This window comes from Corynebacterium jeikeium, from assembly GCF_028609885.1.
In the GTDB taxonomy this organism is placed as follows: domain Bacteria; phylum Actinomycetota; class Actinomycetes; order Mycobacteriales; family Mycobacteriaceae; genus Corynebacterium; species Corynebacterium jeikeium.
This window is the reverse complement of sequence record NZ_CP063195.1, coordinates 1,991,817-2,006,358: the sequence shown is the minus strand read 5'-3', so window position 1 is coordinate 2,006,358 and position 14,542 is coordinate 1,991,817. Positions and strand designations below refer to the sequence as shown.

Below are 14,542 nucleotides of genomic sequence, written 5' to 3'. Positions count from 1 at the left end.
CATGACAGAGGCACCCATCGCGATCATCACCGTGACCTATTCACCGGGGGAGTACCTAAACAAGTTCCTGGACTCGGTGCCGACCAATGCGCGAGTTGTCATGGTGGACAACGGCTCCACCGACGGAGCACCTGAGGCTGCCGCGGAGGCCGGGCGTGCGGAGCTGCTCTACAGCGGAGGAAACGTTGGCTACGGGGCCGGCATGAACCTCGGCGCCCGGCACCTGCGTGCGGCCCGCGAAGCTGGCGAGATTAATCCGGACTACCTGGTGATCTCCAACCCGGATGTCGTGTTTAGTGAGGGCGCGATCGAGGAACTATTGGAGGCGGCGCGGCGTCATCCTCGGGCAGGAGCACTTGGCCCGCGCATCGTAGAAGCAGACGGCAGCGCCTACCCATCCGCCCGCGCAGTGCCACAGCTCGGTTCCGGAATTGGGCATGCGCTGCTGGGCAAGATCTGGCCGACAAACCCCTGGACGAAGCGCTACCTGGACGACGCTGACATGGACAACGAACGAACCGCAGGCTGGCTGAGCGGGTCCTGCCTGCTGCTGCGGTGGGACGCCTTCGAGGCTCTGGGCGGTTTCGATGAGCGTTACTTTATGTACATGGAAGACGTGGACCTGGGCGACCGGCTGGGGCGCGCGGGCTGGCTAAACGTTTTCGTTCCGAGCGCGGAGATCAGGCACGCCAAGGGGCACGTGGCGGGTAAGCACCCGGACGTGGTGCTAAAGGCTCACCACGACAGTGCCTACCGCTTTCAGGCAGATCGTCTGCCGGGGTGGCGTTATCTCCCGGTCCGCATGGTGCTGAAGGTCGGCCTAAAGATCCGCGAGAAGATTGCAATTGCGGCAGCGCACGGCGTGGGTTGAACGCCACGGTGCAAACAGTGACTAGTGTGTGAAAACCAATAGCAAGAAGCAGTAAGGAACAGAAAGGCCAAAGAAGTGGTAGATCTCGCAGCCACGACCGACGCAGTGATCCTGGTCGGAGGCAAGGGCACCCGACTGCGCCCTCTGACCAACTCCATCCCAAAGCCGATGCTGCCGGTGGCGGGCGCGCCATTCCTGGAGCACCTGTTGGCTCGCATCAAGGCTGCCGGCATGACGCACGTGGTGCTCGGCACCTCGTTCAAGGCGGAGGTTTTCGAGGAGCACTTCGGTGACGGCAGTCACCTGGGGCTGGAGATCGAGTATGTGGTGGAGGATGAGCCGCTGGGTACCGGCGGCGGCATCCGCAACGTGCTGGACCACCTGCGCTACGACCGCGCCATGGTTTTCAACGGCGACGTTCTGGGCGGGACTGATCTGAATGCCGTGCTGAATACCCACGTGGAGCAGGAGGCGGAAGTAACGCTGCACCTGCTGCGAGTCTCCGACCCTCGCGCCTTCGGCTGCGTGCCGACAGATGCCGACGGCCGCGTGAGTGCATTTCTGGAAAAGACGGAGGATCCGCCGACGGATCAGATTAACGCGGGTAGCTACGTGTTCAATCGCTCCGTGATCGAGAAGATCCCCGCCGGCCGTCCGGTCAGCGTGGAACGTGAGATCTTCCCGGGGCTGCTAGAGTCTGGCGCCCGCGTGTTTGGCCACGTGGACCAGTCCTATTGGCGTGATATGGGAACCCCGGCAGACTTTGTGCGCGGTTCCTCGGACCTGGTGCGTGGCATCGCACCCTCACCGCTGCTTGCTGGACGCCACGGGGAGAGCCTGGTGGACGAGTCCAGCGCTATCGCCGGTGGTGCCCTGCTGTTGGGTGGCACCGTCATCGGCCGCGGCGTGGAGATCGGTGGAGGGGCGCGCGTGGAAGAATCCGTGGTTTTCGACGGCGTGCAGATCGAGGCAGGCGCGACAGTGGAGCGCTGCGTGATCGCCGCTGGCGTGCGTATCGGTGCGCGTGCGCACCTGGTCGATTGCGTGATCGGTGAAGGAGCCGTCATCGGTGCCCGCTGCGAGCTGCGCGATGGTTTGCGCGTGTGGCCGGGGGTTAGCTTGCCGGACGGTGGAGTGCGCTTCTCCTCTGATATCTAGCGCTTTTCGCAGTCCGGGAAAAAATTTAGATAAATTTCACTACATCTAGTGTGTTCTGAACTAAAGGTTCAGGAAAATGTCTATATGTTGTGGTTTCAAGTAGAGCTTCCCGCATACATTGTGGTTGTGCGCGATCCTGTTTTCTCAGGAGCGCGTGACTACTGAGGCTTAAGTGGCTCATGCGATTTATGTGACTTGAGGGAATTTCTCAAAGCTTGACGCGGTGTAATTACCAGTGTGTAATCTTCAGTAGACCGACAAAGACAGGCATCAGATACATCAGATGAGGAGATCTCCGTGGATAAGTCAGTAGACACCGCCCTTCGTGGCCACTTTGCTGACGGTTCCTCGGCGGTAGAGCAGGACGCCAACGTGGACAATGAAGCTCGCCAGAAGAACCTCTTTGATCTGACGCAGGACTTTGATCTGCTTTTCGACGCGGTAGAGCAGGACTGGCAAGAGCAGGCACTGTGTGCCCAAACTGACCCGGAGGCGTTTTTCCCAGAGAAGGGCGGCTCCACTCGTGAGGCCAAGCGAATCTGCCAGGCCTGCGGGGTTCGCGACGAATGTCTGGAGTATGCGCTGGAGCACGACGAGCGCTTCGGTATCTGGGGTGGACTCTCCGAGCGTGAGCGTCGCCGCCTGAAGAAGCGTATCGGCTAGCCTAGCCGGGGGTCGATCTGATCCGGGGAAGCATTCAGATAGCAGGCCACCAAGCGCACGATAATCATCCGCAGGATGTCCTGTAGTTCCTGCGCGGAAGCGGCGCGGGACTCTACCGGGCGGCGAAAAATAATGATGCGCGGGCGCGTAGGTGCGCCAGTGTTATCCACGCCGGCGGTCACCAGTCGACCCAAGGGGACCTGTCCGTCGGCGACTACATCTTCAGGCCACTGCCGGTAACCCGCACTCAGTCGCATGCGTGGTACGACGTCCACGGCGATATCGAGGCCGGAGAGTTCGGCGTCAAAACGCTCCAAAATGGGCTCGAACGCATCCAGCACCGCATCGTCGAAGCGCTCCGAACGCGACTTATTCCGCGGCACCTCCGGCAGCAAGATGCCTCGGATACCCCTGCCGCGGGGGTCCTGCCTCATGCGTGCGTCCTGCTTCATAGGAAAACATCTTAACCGCGCCATGGCGACATGCCACGAGGGCACGCTCGAAAGCCACAGTAAAAGGGCTACACTAATGCGCGTGACTTTTATCCGACAATGCTCTCGCCCCGGCTGCGGCAAGCCCGCCGTAGCTACGCTGGAGTTCAACTATGCAGAGCAGCTAGCCATTGTGGGGCCGCTGAGCGTTAGCGGAAACCCTCACCGGTGGGACCTGTGCGAAAACCACGCCCGCCGCACCACCGTCCCGCAAGGTTGGACGCTGGAATTCGCTGACGAGACCACGGCGGGCGAGGACATAGCCTCCGAAGCCGATGAAGAAGACCTGATGGCGCTGGCCGAGGCCGTGCAGCAGGCCGCCGAACACGAGACCCAAGCGAAGGCACAGCCCGCCCCCCGTCTCTACCGGCGCTCGGAAATCCCAGAGTCCACACCCCACCATCCCTCCATGAAGAACCTGCCCCGGTCCACCCCCCGCCGCCACCTGCGCGCGGTTCGTGACCAGCATTAGCGAAAGGAAACCCCCATGGCTACCCATTCCCCCAAAGACGTAGCAGCGGCCATCAAAGCCTATGACGTCCGCGGAGTTGTCGGCGAGGGCGCCGGATTCCTCAACGAGCAGTTCGTGCGCGACGTGGCGGCCTCCTTTGCCCGCCTCATGCGTGAAGAGGGCGCAGAGACGATCGTCATCGGCCACGATATGCGCGACAGCTCGCCCCGCCTGGCCACAGCCTTCGCCGAGGGCGTGAACGCTCAGGGGCTGGACACCATCACCCTGGGCCTCACCAGCACCGACGAGCTTTACTACGCTAGCGGCGTGAAGGGATGCCCGGGAGCGATGTTCACCGCCTCCCACAACCCCGCAAAGTACAACGGCATCAAGCTTTGCCGTGCCGGCGCCCGTCCGGTGGGGCAGGATTCCGGCCTGGACCGCATCTCCTTCGAGCTGGTCGAGGGCATCCCCGCCTACGACGGTGAGCCCGGCACCAACACCACCGAGGACGTGTTGGAGGGCTACGCTGAATACCTGAACAACCTGGTGCCGCTGAACATCCGCCCCCTAAAGGTTGCGGTGGATGCAGGCAACGGCATGGGCGGGCTTACCGTTCCGGCAGTGTTGAAGCAGGACACCCTGGAGATTTTCGACCTCTACTTCGAGCTTGACGGTAACTTCCCGAACCACGAGGCCAACCCGTTGGACCCGAAGAACCTGGTGGATCTGCAGAAGTTCACTGTGGACAAGGGGGCGGACCTCGGCATCGCCTTCGACGGTGACGCGGATCGTTGCTTCATCGTGGACGAGCAGGGCGAAGCCGTTTCCCCCTCCACCATTTGCGCCATGATCGCCGAGCGCTACCTGGACGAGCAGCCGGGCGCGACGATCATCCACAATCTGATTACCTCCAAGTCCGTTCGCGAATTGGTGGAAGCCAAGGGTGGCAAGCCGGTGCGCACCCGCGTGGGCCACTCCTTCATCAAGGCCCAGATGGCCAAGGAGGGTGCAGTGTTCGGCGGCGAGCACTCCGCGCACTATTACTTCAGCGACTTCTTCAACGCAGACTCCGGCATGCTGGCCGCCCTGCACGTGCTGGCCACTCTCGGCGAGCAGGACAAGCCGCTTTCCGAATTGAAGCGTGCCTACGAGACCTACCGTGCTTCCGGGGAGATTAACTCCGAGGTGGAAGATCAGGCAGGCCGCACTGAGGCCGTGGTAGAGGCCTTCGCTGATCGCACCGTATCCGTCGACCGACTGGATGGCGTGACGATCGAGCTGCAGGATGGCTCGTGGCTGAACGTGAGGGCGTCAAACACCGAACCGCTGCTGCGTCTCAACGTTGAGGCACGCGACGACGAGGGAGTTCAAGCCATCGTCGACGAAGCTCTTGCCGTGATTCGCGCTTAGGAGGCACATATGCGCCGCATTGAAGGGGCTGTACAGAACTACGCCTGGGGGTCGCACGAGTCGCTGGCGAAACTGCAAGGGCGACCTACGCCGACCGAACAACCTGAGGCCGAGCTCTGGTTCGGCGCGCACCCGGGAGCGCCCGGAGTGCTGCTGGACCTGATCGAAGCAGACCCCGAAGGCCAGTTGGGGCAGGGGCGTACGCGCCTGCCGTTCCTGCTGAAGCTATTGGCCGCCGAACGTGCACTGAGCATCCAGGTGCACCCAACGAAGGCACAGGCCGAAGTCGGTTTCGCCGCAGATGAGGCCGCCGGAATCGCTCGCGACGCCTTCGAACGCAACTACAAGGACGACAACCACAAGCCCGAACTACTGGTGGCCCTGGGCGAGTTCGAAGCGATGGCGGGCTTCCGGCCGGTCGCCCGAACGGCTGCGCTGCTGGATAAGCTCGCCTTGCCCGAGCTGGATTTCCTGCGTGGCGATCTGCGCGGTGCGGTCGAGCGCGCGCTGCACATGCCGGCGGAGGATCTTCCGGAGATTATTGACGCCCTCACGCGGCGCTGCCGGGAGCTCGCGGCCAGCGCGGACGATTGGATGGGCGAGGTGGCGGACCTGGTGGTACGCCTGGAACAGCAGTACCCGAACGACAGGGGCGTGCTGTTCGCACTGTTGCTTAATCGCGTGGTCCTGCAAGAAGGGGAAGCGCTGTACCTGGATGCGGGGCAGCTGCACGCCTATGTGCGGGGTACCGGCGTGGAGATCATGGCGAACTCGGACAACGTGCTGCGCTGCGGCTTGACGCCGAAGCACATCGACGTCGAAGAGCTACTGAGCGTGGTGCGCTGGGAGGAGCTCGCCGATCCGCGGCTACAGGCTGATGCGGAAGGTGCGTACCACACCCCAGCGGAGGAATTTAGCCTACGCAGAGTGAGCGGGGAGGCCGAGGTGGCTGGGCCAGCTATCGTGCTGGCCGTCGGGGGAACCGCGGAGTGCGGGGAACTGCGCGTGGACAGTGGCTCCGCCGCATGGGTGCCCGCAGGCGAGGAAGCGCGTGTAAGCGGGAAGGCCTTTATCGCCCGTCCCGGGGCTTAGGCTGGGGGCCCGCCGTGGTATCGGTGGGACCGTCTGCTTCTTTGCCGGCGACGTTCTTCTCTGGCGCCTTGGGATCCTTCGGTTTGTTAGAGTCGTCGGACCCGCGCTGCGGCTCAGGGGATTTAGTCGAGTCCGAAGGCTCCAGTGGGAGGCCCTCTGTCGGGAAGGGAATCGCGGCGCTACCGTCGGTAGCCTTGCCGGTATCGACTACAGTGCCGGGCTGTGTTGCGCCGGGTTGGGTGGCGCCGGGTTTAGCACTGCTGGGCTGTTCCGCCTGTGACGGTGCTGGCAGAGCAGGCGAGATAGGCGGTTGCGGCTGAGGGGCCTGTACGCGAGATTCCAAACCCTCGGCAATGATGGTCTCGGACGGCTGCGAGCCGTCGTTCTGCTGGCCGTTCCACGCGTTGGGCGGCAGGTAAGGGTCCTGGCCCAGCGGGGCGACGTTGCTGAAGCCTGAGGCGTCCTGAGCCTGCGGGGCGCGTGTGGAGTAGGCCGGAGGGTCCGGCCGCGGCGTCGGCTCGTCGGAGACCACATCGTGATCCTGGGAGGCGGCTCCCGTACTAATGGAGACAGTCGACTCTTCCGCCGTGCTCCGCTTCGGAGAGGTCGCCTCTGAACCCGATTGCCAGGTCCAGACGCCAATAACACCGGCCAGGGCTAAGCCGACGATGGCGATACCGCTGATGGCGCGGGGGACAGGGGAGTGTCGCTCGTCCGTCTCGTAGACAACAGCGGTGCTCTTGCCTTTGACGTCGCTGCTTTGTTCTTTGGCGTTCTGTTCTTCGGCCATCTGGCTCACCTCCTCGTCGGCTCTATCGGCTTATCGGCAAAGATCACAATTTGGTTAAGGTACAACAGAGCCTAGCAGGGATGTCCGGCTTTGACCACAGTTATTGGGCGTGTAAACGCGCTAGAGTCGGTAATTGAGCGACAGAAAGGGCAGAACCATGAGCAACTGGGACGAGTTCATCTTCTCGGAAGAAGACAACGCAGACTTCCTAGACGAACTGGCAGACCTGGACGGCCCCGACATAGCTGGAGCGCTCGTGGACGCCGTGAACGTGGCACTGCGTGAAGAGCAATCCGGTTCGGTGGACTACTCCGTTGGCCTGTGCGCCGCCACAGTGGCGGCAATCTGGTGCGGGGCGCCCTTTAGTACGGCCACGGTGGCAGATGACCACCCCTTCATTCGTGCTCACATCGGCGAATGCCCCGCAAATCTGCAGGAAGTGGCACTGCAGCTGATGGATGGGGAGATGGAACGACGCGAGGACGAAGAAGACCTCGAAGCTGAGGGGCTGGAGACCTTCGTCGAGGCCCTGAGCTAGTCCAAGCTAGTACGCGGGCACGAGAGCGCGAACTAGTAGACTGTCTGAAGAGAATTTTCCTGTAGTTTTACCCTGCGAATTTACCGAGGAGTCACCCTAACCATGGAGTTTAAAGTCAAGGATCTCTCGCTGGCAGAGGCCGGCCGCCACCAGATCCGCCTGGCGGAATATGAGATGCCCGGACTGATGCAGCTGCGTAGCGAATACGCCGAGGAGCAGCCTCTGAAGGGCGCCCGTATCGCCGGCTCCATCCACATGACCGTGCAGACCGCCGTGCTCATCGAAACCCTGGTGGCCCTCGGTGCAGAGGTGCGCTGGGCATCCTGCAACATCTTCTCCACCCAAGATGAGGCCGCCGCGGCCATCGTCGTCGGCGACGGAACCCCGGAGTCTCCGGCCGGCGTGCCGGTTTTCGCCTGGAAGGGCGAGACCCTGGATGAGTACTGGTGGTGCCTAAAGCAGATCTTCACCTGGGGCGAAGGCGTGGAGGCCAACATGATCCTCGACGACGGCGGCGACGCGACCATGGCTGTTATTAAGGGTATGGAATACGAAAACGCCGGCCTGGTCCCAGACGCGGAAGAACAGGACGCTGACGAGTACAAGGCTTTCCTCGGAATGCTGCGTGAGACCTTGGCGGAGGACGGTAAGTTCTGGAGCCGGGCGTCAGAAAACATCAAGGGCGTAACCGAAGAAACGACGACGGGCGTGCACCGCCTGTACCACTTCGCGGAACAGGGCTTGCTGCCCTTCCCGGCGATGAACGTCAACGATGCGGTGACGAAGTCGAAGTTCGACAATCGTTACGGCACCCGCCACTCCCTGATCGACGGCATCAACCGCGCTACCGACATGCTGATCGGCGGCAAGTCGGTGCTGCTGTGTGGTTATGGAGATGTCGGCAAGGGCTGTGCCGAAGCGCTGGCGGGCCAGGGTGCGATCGTGAAGGTTACGGAGGTCGACCCGATCAACGCCCTGCAGGCGCTCATGGACGGCTTCGAGGTCGTGCAGGTAGAGGACTTTATTGGTGACGCCGACATCGTCATCACCGCAACGGGGAACCTCGGAATCATCACGTTTGAGCACATGCAGATGATGAAGAACCACGCAGTGCTCGGTAACATCGGCCACTTCGACAACGAGATTGACATGGCCAGCCTGCTGCACCGCGAGGACGTCAGCCGCGTGACCATCAAGCCTCAGGTGGACGAGTTCACCTTCGAAGGTAAGAACGGCGACCCGGTTTCCATTGTGGTGCTGAGCGAGGGGCGCCTGCTGAACCTGGGCAACGCCACCGGCCACCCGTCGTTCGTGATGTCCAACTCCTTCGCCGACCAGACGATCGCGCAGATCGAGCTGTACACGAAGTCCGACCAGTACGGCAACGAGGTCTACCGCTTGCCGAAGATCCTGGACGAGATGGTTGCACGCATCCACGTCGAGGCACTCGGTGGCAAGCTGACGACCCTGACCAAGGAACAGGCAGAGTACATCGGCGTGGACGTCGCCGGACCGTTCAAGCCGGAGCACTACCGCTACTAGATATGATCGTTAGTTTTGAAGGAGTCGACGGCGCGGGGAAGAACACCCTGGTTACGGCCGTGGAAAAGGAGTTGGTGGAGCGCGAGGTGCCGGTAGCGCGCATCGCGTTCCCACGCTACGAGGAATCCCACCCGGCGATGCTCGCCCGCGAAGCACTGCATGAAAACCTGGGGGATTTGATTCATTCCGTGCACGGCATGGCCACCCTGTTCGCCCTCGACCGCGCCGAGATCGGGGCAGATTTGGCGGGCTTTGATGCCGATGGTTACGTGATCCTGATTGACCGCTATACGGCTTCCAATGTGGCGTACTCCGCCGCGCGGGTTGGGGGCGACGTGGCTGAGGTCGGCGAATGGGTCACTCAGCTAGAGCAGGAAAAGCTCGGCATCCCGGCGCCGGACTTGCAAATCTTGGTGGATGTCGAGGCAGAAGTGGCCGGGCAGCGGGCCGAGTCGCGCGAAGCCCAGGATCAAACGCGGGCGCGAGATGCTTATGAGCGGGATAGTAGCCTGCAGGAACGTACCGTCTGCGCCTACCGAGCGTTGGCGGAGCAGCAGTGGCTGAGCCCGTGGGTGACGGTCGACAGCACAGGGGATGACTATGAGGCCCGTGCGGCTAAGGTCGCGGATCTGCTGGAAGAAATGAGAGGATGACAACCGTGGAAACGAAGATTCTGGTGGTCGACGACGACCCGGCTATCGCGGAAATGCTCACCATTGTTTTGCAAGGCGAGGGTTTTCGCACCGTTGTCGTGGGTGACGGTGTAGAGGCCGTGAAAGCCGCGGAGGAACACAACCCGGACCTCATCCTGCTGGACGTTATGCTCCCCGGAATGAACGGCATTGACGTGTGCAAGGCGATCCGCGAGACCTCCACGGTGCCGATCGTTATGCTGACCGCCCGCACTGACACCGTGGACGTGGTGCTGGGCCTGGAATCCGGTGCCGATGACTACGTGCACAAGCCATTCAAGCCGAAGGAGCTGGTGGCGCGCGTACGGGCCCGCCTACGCCGCACTCCGGAGGAGGCCCCTGCGGAGACGATCGAGGTAGTAGACCTAAAGATTGATGTGCCCGGGCACCAGGTGATCCGCGATGGCCAGGAGATCGCGCTGACCCCCATCGAGTTTGACCTGCTGGTTACGCTGGCCTCCCGTCCGCGTCAAGTGTTCTCCCGCGAGGAGTTGCTAGAGCAGGTGTGGGGCTACCGTAAATCCAGCGATACGCGCCTGGTGAACGTCCACATTCAGCGCCTGCGTTCGAAGGTGGAGAGGGACCCGGACGACCCGAAGATCATCCAAACCGTCCGCGGGATCGGCTACAAGACCGGCGAATAGGTTCTCGTGGAGCAGGAACAAGCTAAGCCCAAGAAACGCAAGCCGGCCCGCCTAGCGCAACCGAAGGCCCCGGGTTTCCCGCAGAGAGTGCAGGGGAAGACGCTGGCAGCCGGCGCGACGTTCTGGTCCGTGCTGCGCGACTTCTTCCGCCGGCCGCGGGATACCTGGCGGCGGCTCATCAACTCGATTCGGCTGCGCTGGCACCAGTCCATCCAGCTGCGAGTGATCGGTAGCGTGGTGGCCTCCAGTACTTTCGCATTCCTGCTCATTGGTTTCCTGCTGGTCGGGTTCCTGAGCCAGCAGTTGTTGGCCACCAAGTTCTCCGAAGCCGTGGATAGCATGGACCGGGCACGCACGGCGGTGGAAGAGCAGATCGGCGCCACCGACTCTTCCAACCCGGTGTCCGTGCGTCTGACTTCCGCTAGGGCGGTGTTGACTAACCGCTCGACAGGGGTGGAGCAATCAAGCGCCCCGGTGTATGACTCGGTGCTCATCGCCTCCAACGCGAGTGATGCGGAAACACGGATCCCGGACAACATCGACATCCCGGCAAATCTGCGCGAGTTTGTACGCCAGGGGCAGGTGGCCTACCAGTACGCCCGTGTAGACGGGGAAAACGGCACCTACAAGGCGCTGATTATCGGCAGTCCCGTCTACTCTGACATCCCCGGTCTCGAACTGTATTTGCTGGTGCCGCTGACCTCTGAAGAGGCCACTCTGAACCTCATGCGCGGCTTGCTGATGGCCGGCGGGATCGTCCTGATCATCCTGCTGTTGGTGATCAGTTGGGTGTTCTCCCAGCAGATTACCGGCCCGGTCCGTGCGGCCTCTAAGATCGCCGAAAAGTTGGCGGCGGGCCACCTGCACGAGCGGATGGTCGTCGACGGCCAGGACGAGGTCGCCAGGCTCGCCTTTAGCTTCAACGACATGGCGGAGAAGCTCTCCACCCAGATTCGAAACCTGGAGGAGTTCGGCTCGTTGCAGCGACAGTTCACGTCGGACGTTTCCCACGAGCTGCGTACACCGTTGACGACGGTGCGCATGGCGGCGGACATGATCGAAGACAATGCCGATGAACTCGATCCGCTCACTGCCCGTGCAGCTCACCTGATGACGAAGGAGCTCGACCGCTTCGAGACACTTCTGGGTGACCTGTTGGAGATTTCTCGACACGACGCGGGAGTGGCGAACTTGTCTGCCGAGAAGGTCGATGTGCGCGGCGTGGTGCGCTCCGCTCTGCAGCAGGTACGAGCCATCGCTGAGGAAATCGGCACCGAGTTCAATGTGGATCTGCCGGAAGATCCCGTGGTCGTGGCCGTGGACTCGCGTCGCGTGGAACGTATTCTGCGCAACCTCCTGGCAAATGCTGTGGACCACTCAGAAGGCAAGCCGATCGAGGTGAAAATGGCCGTCGGGGAAGATGCCCTGGCCGTTGCTGTCACCGACCATGGAGTGGGGCTGAAGCCCGGCGAGGAGGAGATGGTCTTCAACCGTTTCTGGCGCTCCGACCCGTCGCGCGAGCGCCGCACGGGCGGCACTGGTTTGGGTCTGGCCATTGCGAAGGAAGATGCCAACCTGCACGGCGGCCGTCTCGAGGCGATTGGCGAGATCGGAGTGGGCGCGTGCTTCCGGTTGACGCTCCCAATGGAACAGGGCCACATCGTAAAGACCTCGCCGCTGCCTTTGGCGGTGGAGGCTGAGGGCGTCACTACCCAAGAACAAGAAGGGGGCGAAGATGAGTAACAAGACCACAGAGGCCACAAAGACCACAAAGGTCAAAAAGGTACTGTCCGTGGTGGCCGGACTGGGTCTGCTGGCCGGTTGCTCGACCCTGCCGGATGACACGAACCCCGAGGCGATCTCCAGCTACGCGCCGGCGCCCAGCGGACAAGAGGCGCCGACCCCGACCGACGGGCAGCCCTCCGACCTGCTGCTGCGTGATTTCTTCACCGCCAGCGCCCATCCGCTGCGCGACCACCAGGCGGCCAAGAAGTTCCTCACCGGCGGCATGCAGGGGCGATGGCAGTCCGATGCGCCGACGATGGTGCTCGACCGGATCGACATCTCCTCCGAAGGCCCGGGCAACGATTCGAAGATCACCTACCGCGTGCGTGGAAACATCGTCGGAACACTGGGCGTGGGGGGTGTGTTTGACCCGCAGTACACCGCGTTCGAAACCAGTTACGAGATGCAAAATGTCGACGGACAATGGCGTATCAGCAACCTGCCGAACGTTGTGGTGCTGGACCGGCAGGACTTCGTAAGCACCTATCGCGCCCGCAACATCTACTTCCCGGATCTCAACGGTCGAGCGCTCGTCTCGGACCGCCGGTGGATCTACACCGGTCAGCAGTCCACCGCCGCCTCTTTGGTCTCGTTGCTGGTTGCGGGGCCGCAGGATCGTTTGAAGAAGGCTGTTCGAAACCTTGTTCCTGAGGACGCCACCGCCCAGGTTTCCAATGATGGTGAGGGCGACCCCGCAGTTCATTTCACCGGACTGCAGGAACTGTCCGCTGATGCACGCCGGCTACTGGCGGCACAGGTGGTGTGGACGCTGGCGGGGTCCGAGGTTCGAGGCCCCTACGAACTCACGGCGGACGGTACGCCGATGACCGACGATATGCATGGCAAGTGGCTGGTGCAGGATCTTTCGCAATACGACCCGAATGTACAGGTGCAGACCCCGCTGCGGGCAGTGTCCGGCGGGGACGTTTACCAACAGGATGGGGCGCGAGCGCAGCAGCTGGGCGGATGGCTTGACCAAAACTATATTGAATCCGTGGCGCTTAGCCCGCGGGACGAGGTCTACGCTGCCGTGACCGGGCGGGGCGATGCGCCGCGCCAGCTGATGATCGGAGCGAAGGGCGACCAGCCGGTGAGCTCCGTGCGGGCGAATTCCCTAACCCGTCCGACCTGGGGGCTGGATGCCACCTCGGCTTACGTGGTGGCCGACGGCGAGCGGATCACGGAAATTACTCGCAACCCGGAAAGTGGCATCGTGGGAGAGCGCAAGGTGGACAGCTCCACGATGGCAATGGTGGACGGAAAGGATAAGCGCATCAGTGTATTCCGCGTATCGCACGATGGTGCCCGCGCAGTGATGATCGTAAACGGGCGGGTTTACGTGGTGACGTTGGATACGACGGATGATGGCACAAAGCGGCTGGGTGCGCCGGTAGAGATCGGCCACGCAGTAGGCGACACGGCGGTCAGCGCAGACTGGTCCGACGACGGGTCCGTGTTGGTGGGCACGCGTGCCAATGACGCCCCGGTCTGGGACATCGAGGTTGATGGCTCCTATTCGCAGCAGATCACGGGCCGCAACTTGTCAGCCCCGGTGGTATCGGTGGCTACCGACGGCAGCAAGATTTACGTCACCGACGCCAATGCGCTGATGCAGTTCGACGTCACCTCCGAGGAGTCACGCTTCTGGCGCGAAGTGCCGACCATGCAAGGAAAGCGGGCAACCCCAGTGCTGGCCGACTAGGCTGAGTGCTCATGGGGTTTAAGGGGGATTTAGGCGCGCTTGTAGGGCTCGTGTGGCGTGCCGACTGTGTGTGCTGCGGAACGCCGACCAGTAAACAGCTATGTGAGGCGTGCGGGCTGCAGCTGATGCAGAGCTGGCAACGTTGGCAGCCGCGGGTGGCACTGGTGCCCGTTTTTGCCGCCGGGGTATACGGAGGTGCGCGGCGAATGCTGATACTCAGTGCAAAGGAGCGGTTGCGTCCGGCGGCCATAGATGTGGCCGGGCGAGTGCTGGCCGCCGGGATACTGCATGTGAGTGGGCTGGGTTTGGTGCCTGATCCGCGCTTGGGGCGGGTAGTGCTGGTGCCCGCCCCTACCCGCCGATCAGCGGCGCGGCAGCGAGGCGGGGATATCGTCACCCGCTTTTGCCGTGCAGCCGCGGCGCTGTATCCCGGGGTGGAGGTTTACCCTGTGGCGTGGCTCAGTGAGGAAAGTGTGGATTCGGTTGGGCTGGATCGGCACCAACGGCGCGAGAATATTGCCGGCAAGATCCTTTTCGATCCGACGGCGATTGGTCGACTGCGGGGGATGGGGGAGGTCGTGATCGTGGATGACGTGTGTACAACTGGCGCTACAACAGCGCAGTTTGCGTTGGCTCTGGCGGCGCGTGGCGTGCGGCCGCGATTGGCGCTGGTGTTAGCGGGCGCATAAATCACATGATGCACATGGATC

At 62.5% G+C, this 14,542-nt stretch carries 15 protein-coding genes; 13 read left to right on the top strand and 2 right to left on the bottom strand.

The window, feature by feature from the left end:
• The first annotated feature begins 1 nt into the window (after position 1).
• The 3 genes from CJEIK_RS08995 to CJEIK_RS08985 all read left to right on the top strand — a co-directional run bounded on the left by CJEIK_RS08995 (position 2) and on the right by CJEIK_RS08985 (position 2,692).
• Positions 2 to 871 carry a glycosyltransferase family 2 protein gene (locus CJEIK_RS08995; protein ID WP_005293923.1) on the top strand — a complete coding sequence of 290 codons (870 nt, stop codon included), beginning with the start codon at positions 2 to 4 and terminating at the stop codon, positions 869 to 871.
• A 75-nt stretch (positions 872 to 946) separates the two neighbouring features.
• Positions 947 to 2,029, top strand: coding sequence for a mannose-1-phosphate guanylyltransferase (gene manB / locus CJEIK_RS08990; protein ID WP_005293920.1), 1,083 nt, complete (start codon positions 947 to 949; stop codon positions 2,027 to 2,029).
• A 297-nt stretch (positions 2,030 to 2,326) separates the two neighbouring features.
• Positions 2,327 to 2,692 (top strand): WhiB family transcriptional regulator, encoded by a 366-nt coding sequence (locus tag CJEIK_RS08985; protein ID WP_005293918.1) that lies wholly within the window; start codon positions 2,327 to 2,329, stop codon positions 2,690 to 2,692.
• On the opposite strand, the gene CJEIK_RS08980 is transcribed toward CJEIK_RS08985, so the two are convergent.
• On the bottom strand, positions 2,689 to 3,144 hold the full coding sequence (locus CJEIK_RS08980) for a metallopeptidase family protein (RefSeq protein ID WP_005293915.1): 456 nt from the start codon (positions 3,142 to 3,144) through the stop codon (positions 2,689 to 2,691). The genes CJEIK_RS08985 and CJEIK_RS08980 overlap by 4 nt on opposite strands.
• An 82-nt stretch (positions 3,145 to 3,226) precedes the next feature.
• On the opposite strand from CJEIK_RS08980, the gene CJEIK_RS08975 reads away from it, so the two are divergent.
• Genes CJEIK_RS08975 through manA form a run of 3 tightly spaced genes read left to right on the top strand, consistent with a single transcriptional unit; the run spans position 3,227 to position 6,139 of the window.
• Complete coding sequence (locus CJEIK_RS08975; protein ID WP_305954515.1) at positions 3,227 to 3,655, top strand: DUF3499 domain-containing protein; 429 nt, start codon at positions 3,227 to 3,229, stop codon at positions 3,653 to 3,655.
• Between the two features lie 15 nt (positions 3,656 to 3,670).
• Positions 3,671 to 5,047: a phosphomannomutase/phosphoglucomutase gene (locus CJEIK_RS08970; RefSeq protein WP_005293910.1), complete on the top strand. Its 1,377-nt coding sequence runs from the start codon at positions 3,671 to 3,673 to the stop codon at positions 5,045 to 5,047.
• Positions 5,048 to 5,056: 9 nt separating this feature from the next.
• Positions 5,057 to 6,139: a mannose-6-phosphate isomerase, class I gene (manA, locus tag CJEIK_RS08965; RefSeq protein WP_005293907.1), complete on the top strand. Its 1,083-nt coding sequence runs from the start codon at positions 5,057 to 5,059 to the stop codon at positions 6,137 to 6,139.
• On the opposite strand, the gene CJEIK_RS08960 is transcribed toward manA, so the two are convergent.
• Positions 6,117 to 6,929 (bottom strand): hypothetical protein, encoded by an 813-nt coding sequence (locus CJEIK_RS08960; protein ID WP_005293906.1) that lies wholly within the window; start codon positions 6,927 to 6,929, stop codon positions 6,117 to 6,119. The genes manA and CJEIK_RS08960 overlap by 23 nt on opposite strands.
• A 157-nt stretch (positions 6,930 to 7,086) precedes the next feature.
• Here CJEIK_RS08960 and CJEIK_RS08955 point away from each other — a divergent pair, with 157 nt between their 5' ends.
• The 7 genes from CJEIK_RS08955 to CJEIK_RS08925 all read left to right on the top strand — a co-directional run bounded on the left by CJEIK_RS08955 (position 7,087) and on the right by CJEIK_RS08925 (position 14,521).
• Positions 7,087 to 7,467, top strand: coding sequence for a DUF4259 domain-containing protein (locus CJEIK_RS08955; protein WP_005293904.1), 381 nt, complete (start codon positions 7,087 to 7,089; stop codon positions 7,465 to 7,467).
• Between the two features lie 102 nt (positions 7,468 to 7,569).
• A complete protein-coding gene (ahcY, locus tag CJEIK_RS08950; RefSeq protein ID WP_005293902.1) occupies positions 7,570 to 9,009 on the top strand; it encodes an adenosylhomocysteinase in 1,440 nt (479 codons plus the stop codon).
• A 2-nt stretch (positions 9,010 to 9,011) separates the two neighbouring features.
• Entirely contained in the window at positions 9,012 to 9,662 is a 651-nt protein-coding gene (locus CJEIK_RS08945; RefSeq protein ID WP_005293899.1) for a dTMP kinase, read from the top strand.
• Positions 9,663 to 9,667: 5 nt separating this feature from the next.
• Positions 9,668 to 10,345 (top strand): MtrAB system response regulator MtrA, encoded by a 678-nt coding sequence (gene mtrA / locus CJEIK_RS08940; RefSeq protein WP_011274019.1) that lies wholly within the window; start codon positions 9,668 to 9,670, stop codon positions 10,343 to 10,345.
• Between the two features lie 6 nt (positions 10,346 to 10,351).
• A complete protein-coding gene (gene mtrB / locus CJEIK_RS08935; RefSeq protein WP_005293893.1) occupies positions 10,352 to 12,088 on the top strand; it encodes an MtrAB system histidine kinase MtrB in 1,737 nt (578 codons plus the stop codon).
• Positions 12,081 to 13,832, top strand: coding sequence for an MtrAB system accessory lipoprotein LpqB (lpqB, locus tag CJEIK_RS08930; protein ID WP_005293889.1), 1,752 nt, complete (start codon positions 12,081 to 12,083; stop codon positions 13,830 to 13,832). Before mtrB ends, lpqB begins: the two co-directional genes overlap by 8 nt.
• A 206-nt stretch (positions 13,833 to 14,038) precedes the next feature.
• Positions 14,039 to 14,521, top strand: a complete 483-nt coding sequence (locus CJEIK_RS08925; protein ID WP_231913379.1) for a ComF family protein — start codon at positions 14,039 to 14,041, stop codon at positions 14,519 to 14,521.
• Positions 14,522 to 14,542 lie beyond the last annotated feature (21 nt).

What these genes read in the sequence shown, in the direction of transcription:
- manA (WP_005293907.1), top strand. Translation starts at nt 5,057, where the DNA reads ATGCGCCGCATTGAAGGGGCTGTACAGAACTACGCCTGGGGGTCGCAC.
- CJEIK_RS08995 (WP_005293923.1), top strand. Translation starts at nt 2, where the DNA reads ATGACAGAGGCACCCATCGCGATCATCACCGTGACCTATTCACCGGGG.
- CJEIK_RS08980 (WP_005293915.1), bottom strand. Translation starts at nt 3,144, where the DNA reads ATGAAGCAGGACGCACGCATGAGGCAGGACCCCCGCGGCAGGGGTATC.
- CJEIK_RS08945 (WP_005293899.1), top strand. Translation starts at nt 9,012, where the DNA reads ATGATCGTTAGTTTTGAAGGAGTCGACGGCGCGGGGAAGAACACCCTG.
- lpqB (WP_005293889.1), top strand. Translation starts at nt 12,081, where the DNA reads ATGAGTAACAAGACCACAGAGGCCACAAAGACCACAAAGGTCAAAAAG.
- CJEIK_RS08955 (WP_005293904.1), top strand. Translation starts at nt 7,087, where the DNA reads ATGAGCAACTGGGACGAGTTCATCTTCTCGGAAGAAGACAACGCAGAC.
- CJEIK_RS08925 (WP_231913379.1), top strand. Translation starts at nt 14,039, where the DNA reads ATGCTGATACTCAGTGCAAAGGAGCGGTTGCGTCCGGCGGCCATAGAT.
- ahcY (WP_005293902.1), top strand. Translation starts at nt 7,570, where the DNA reads ATGGAGTTTAAAGTCAAGGATCTCTCGCTGGCAGAGGCCGGCCGCCAC.
- CJEIK_RS08970 (WP_005293910.1), top strand. Translation starts at nt 3,671, where the DNA reads ATGGCTACCCATTCCCCCAAAGACGTAGCAGCGGCCATCAAAGCCTAT.
- CJEIK_RS08960 (WP_005293906.1), bottom strand. Translation starts at nt 6,929, where the DNA reads ATGGCCGAAGAACAGAACGCCAAAGAACAAAGCAGCGACGTCAAAGGC.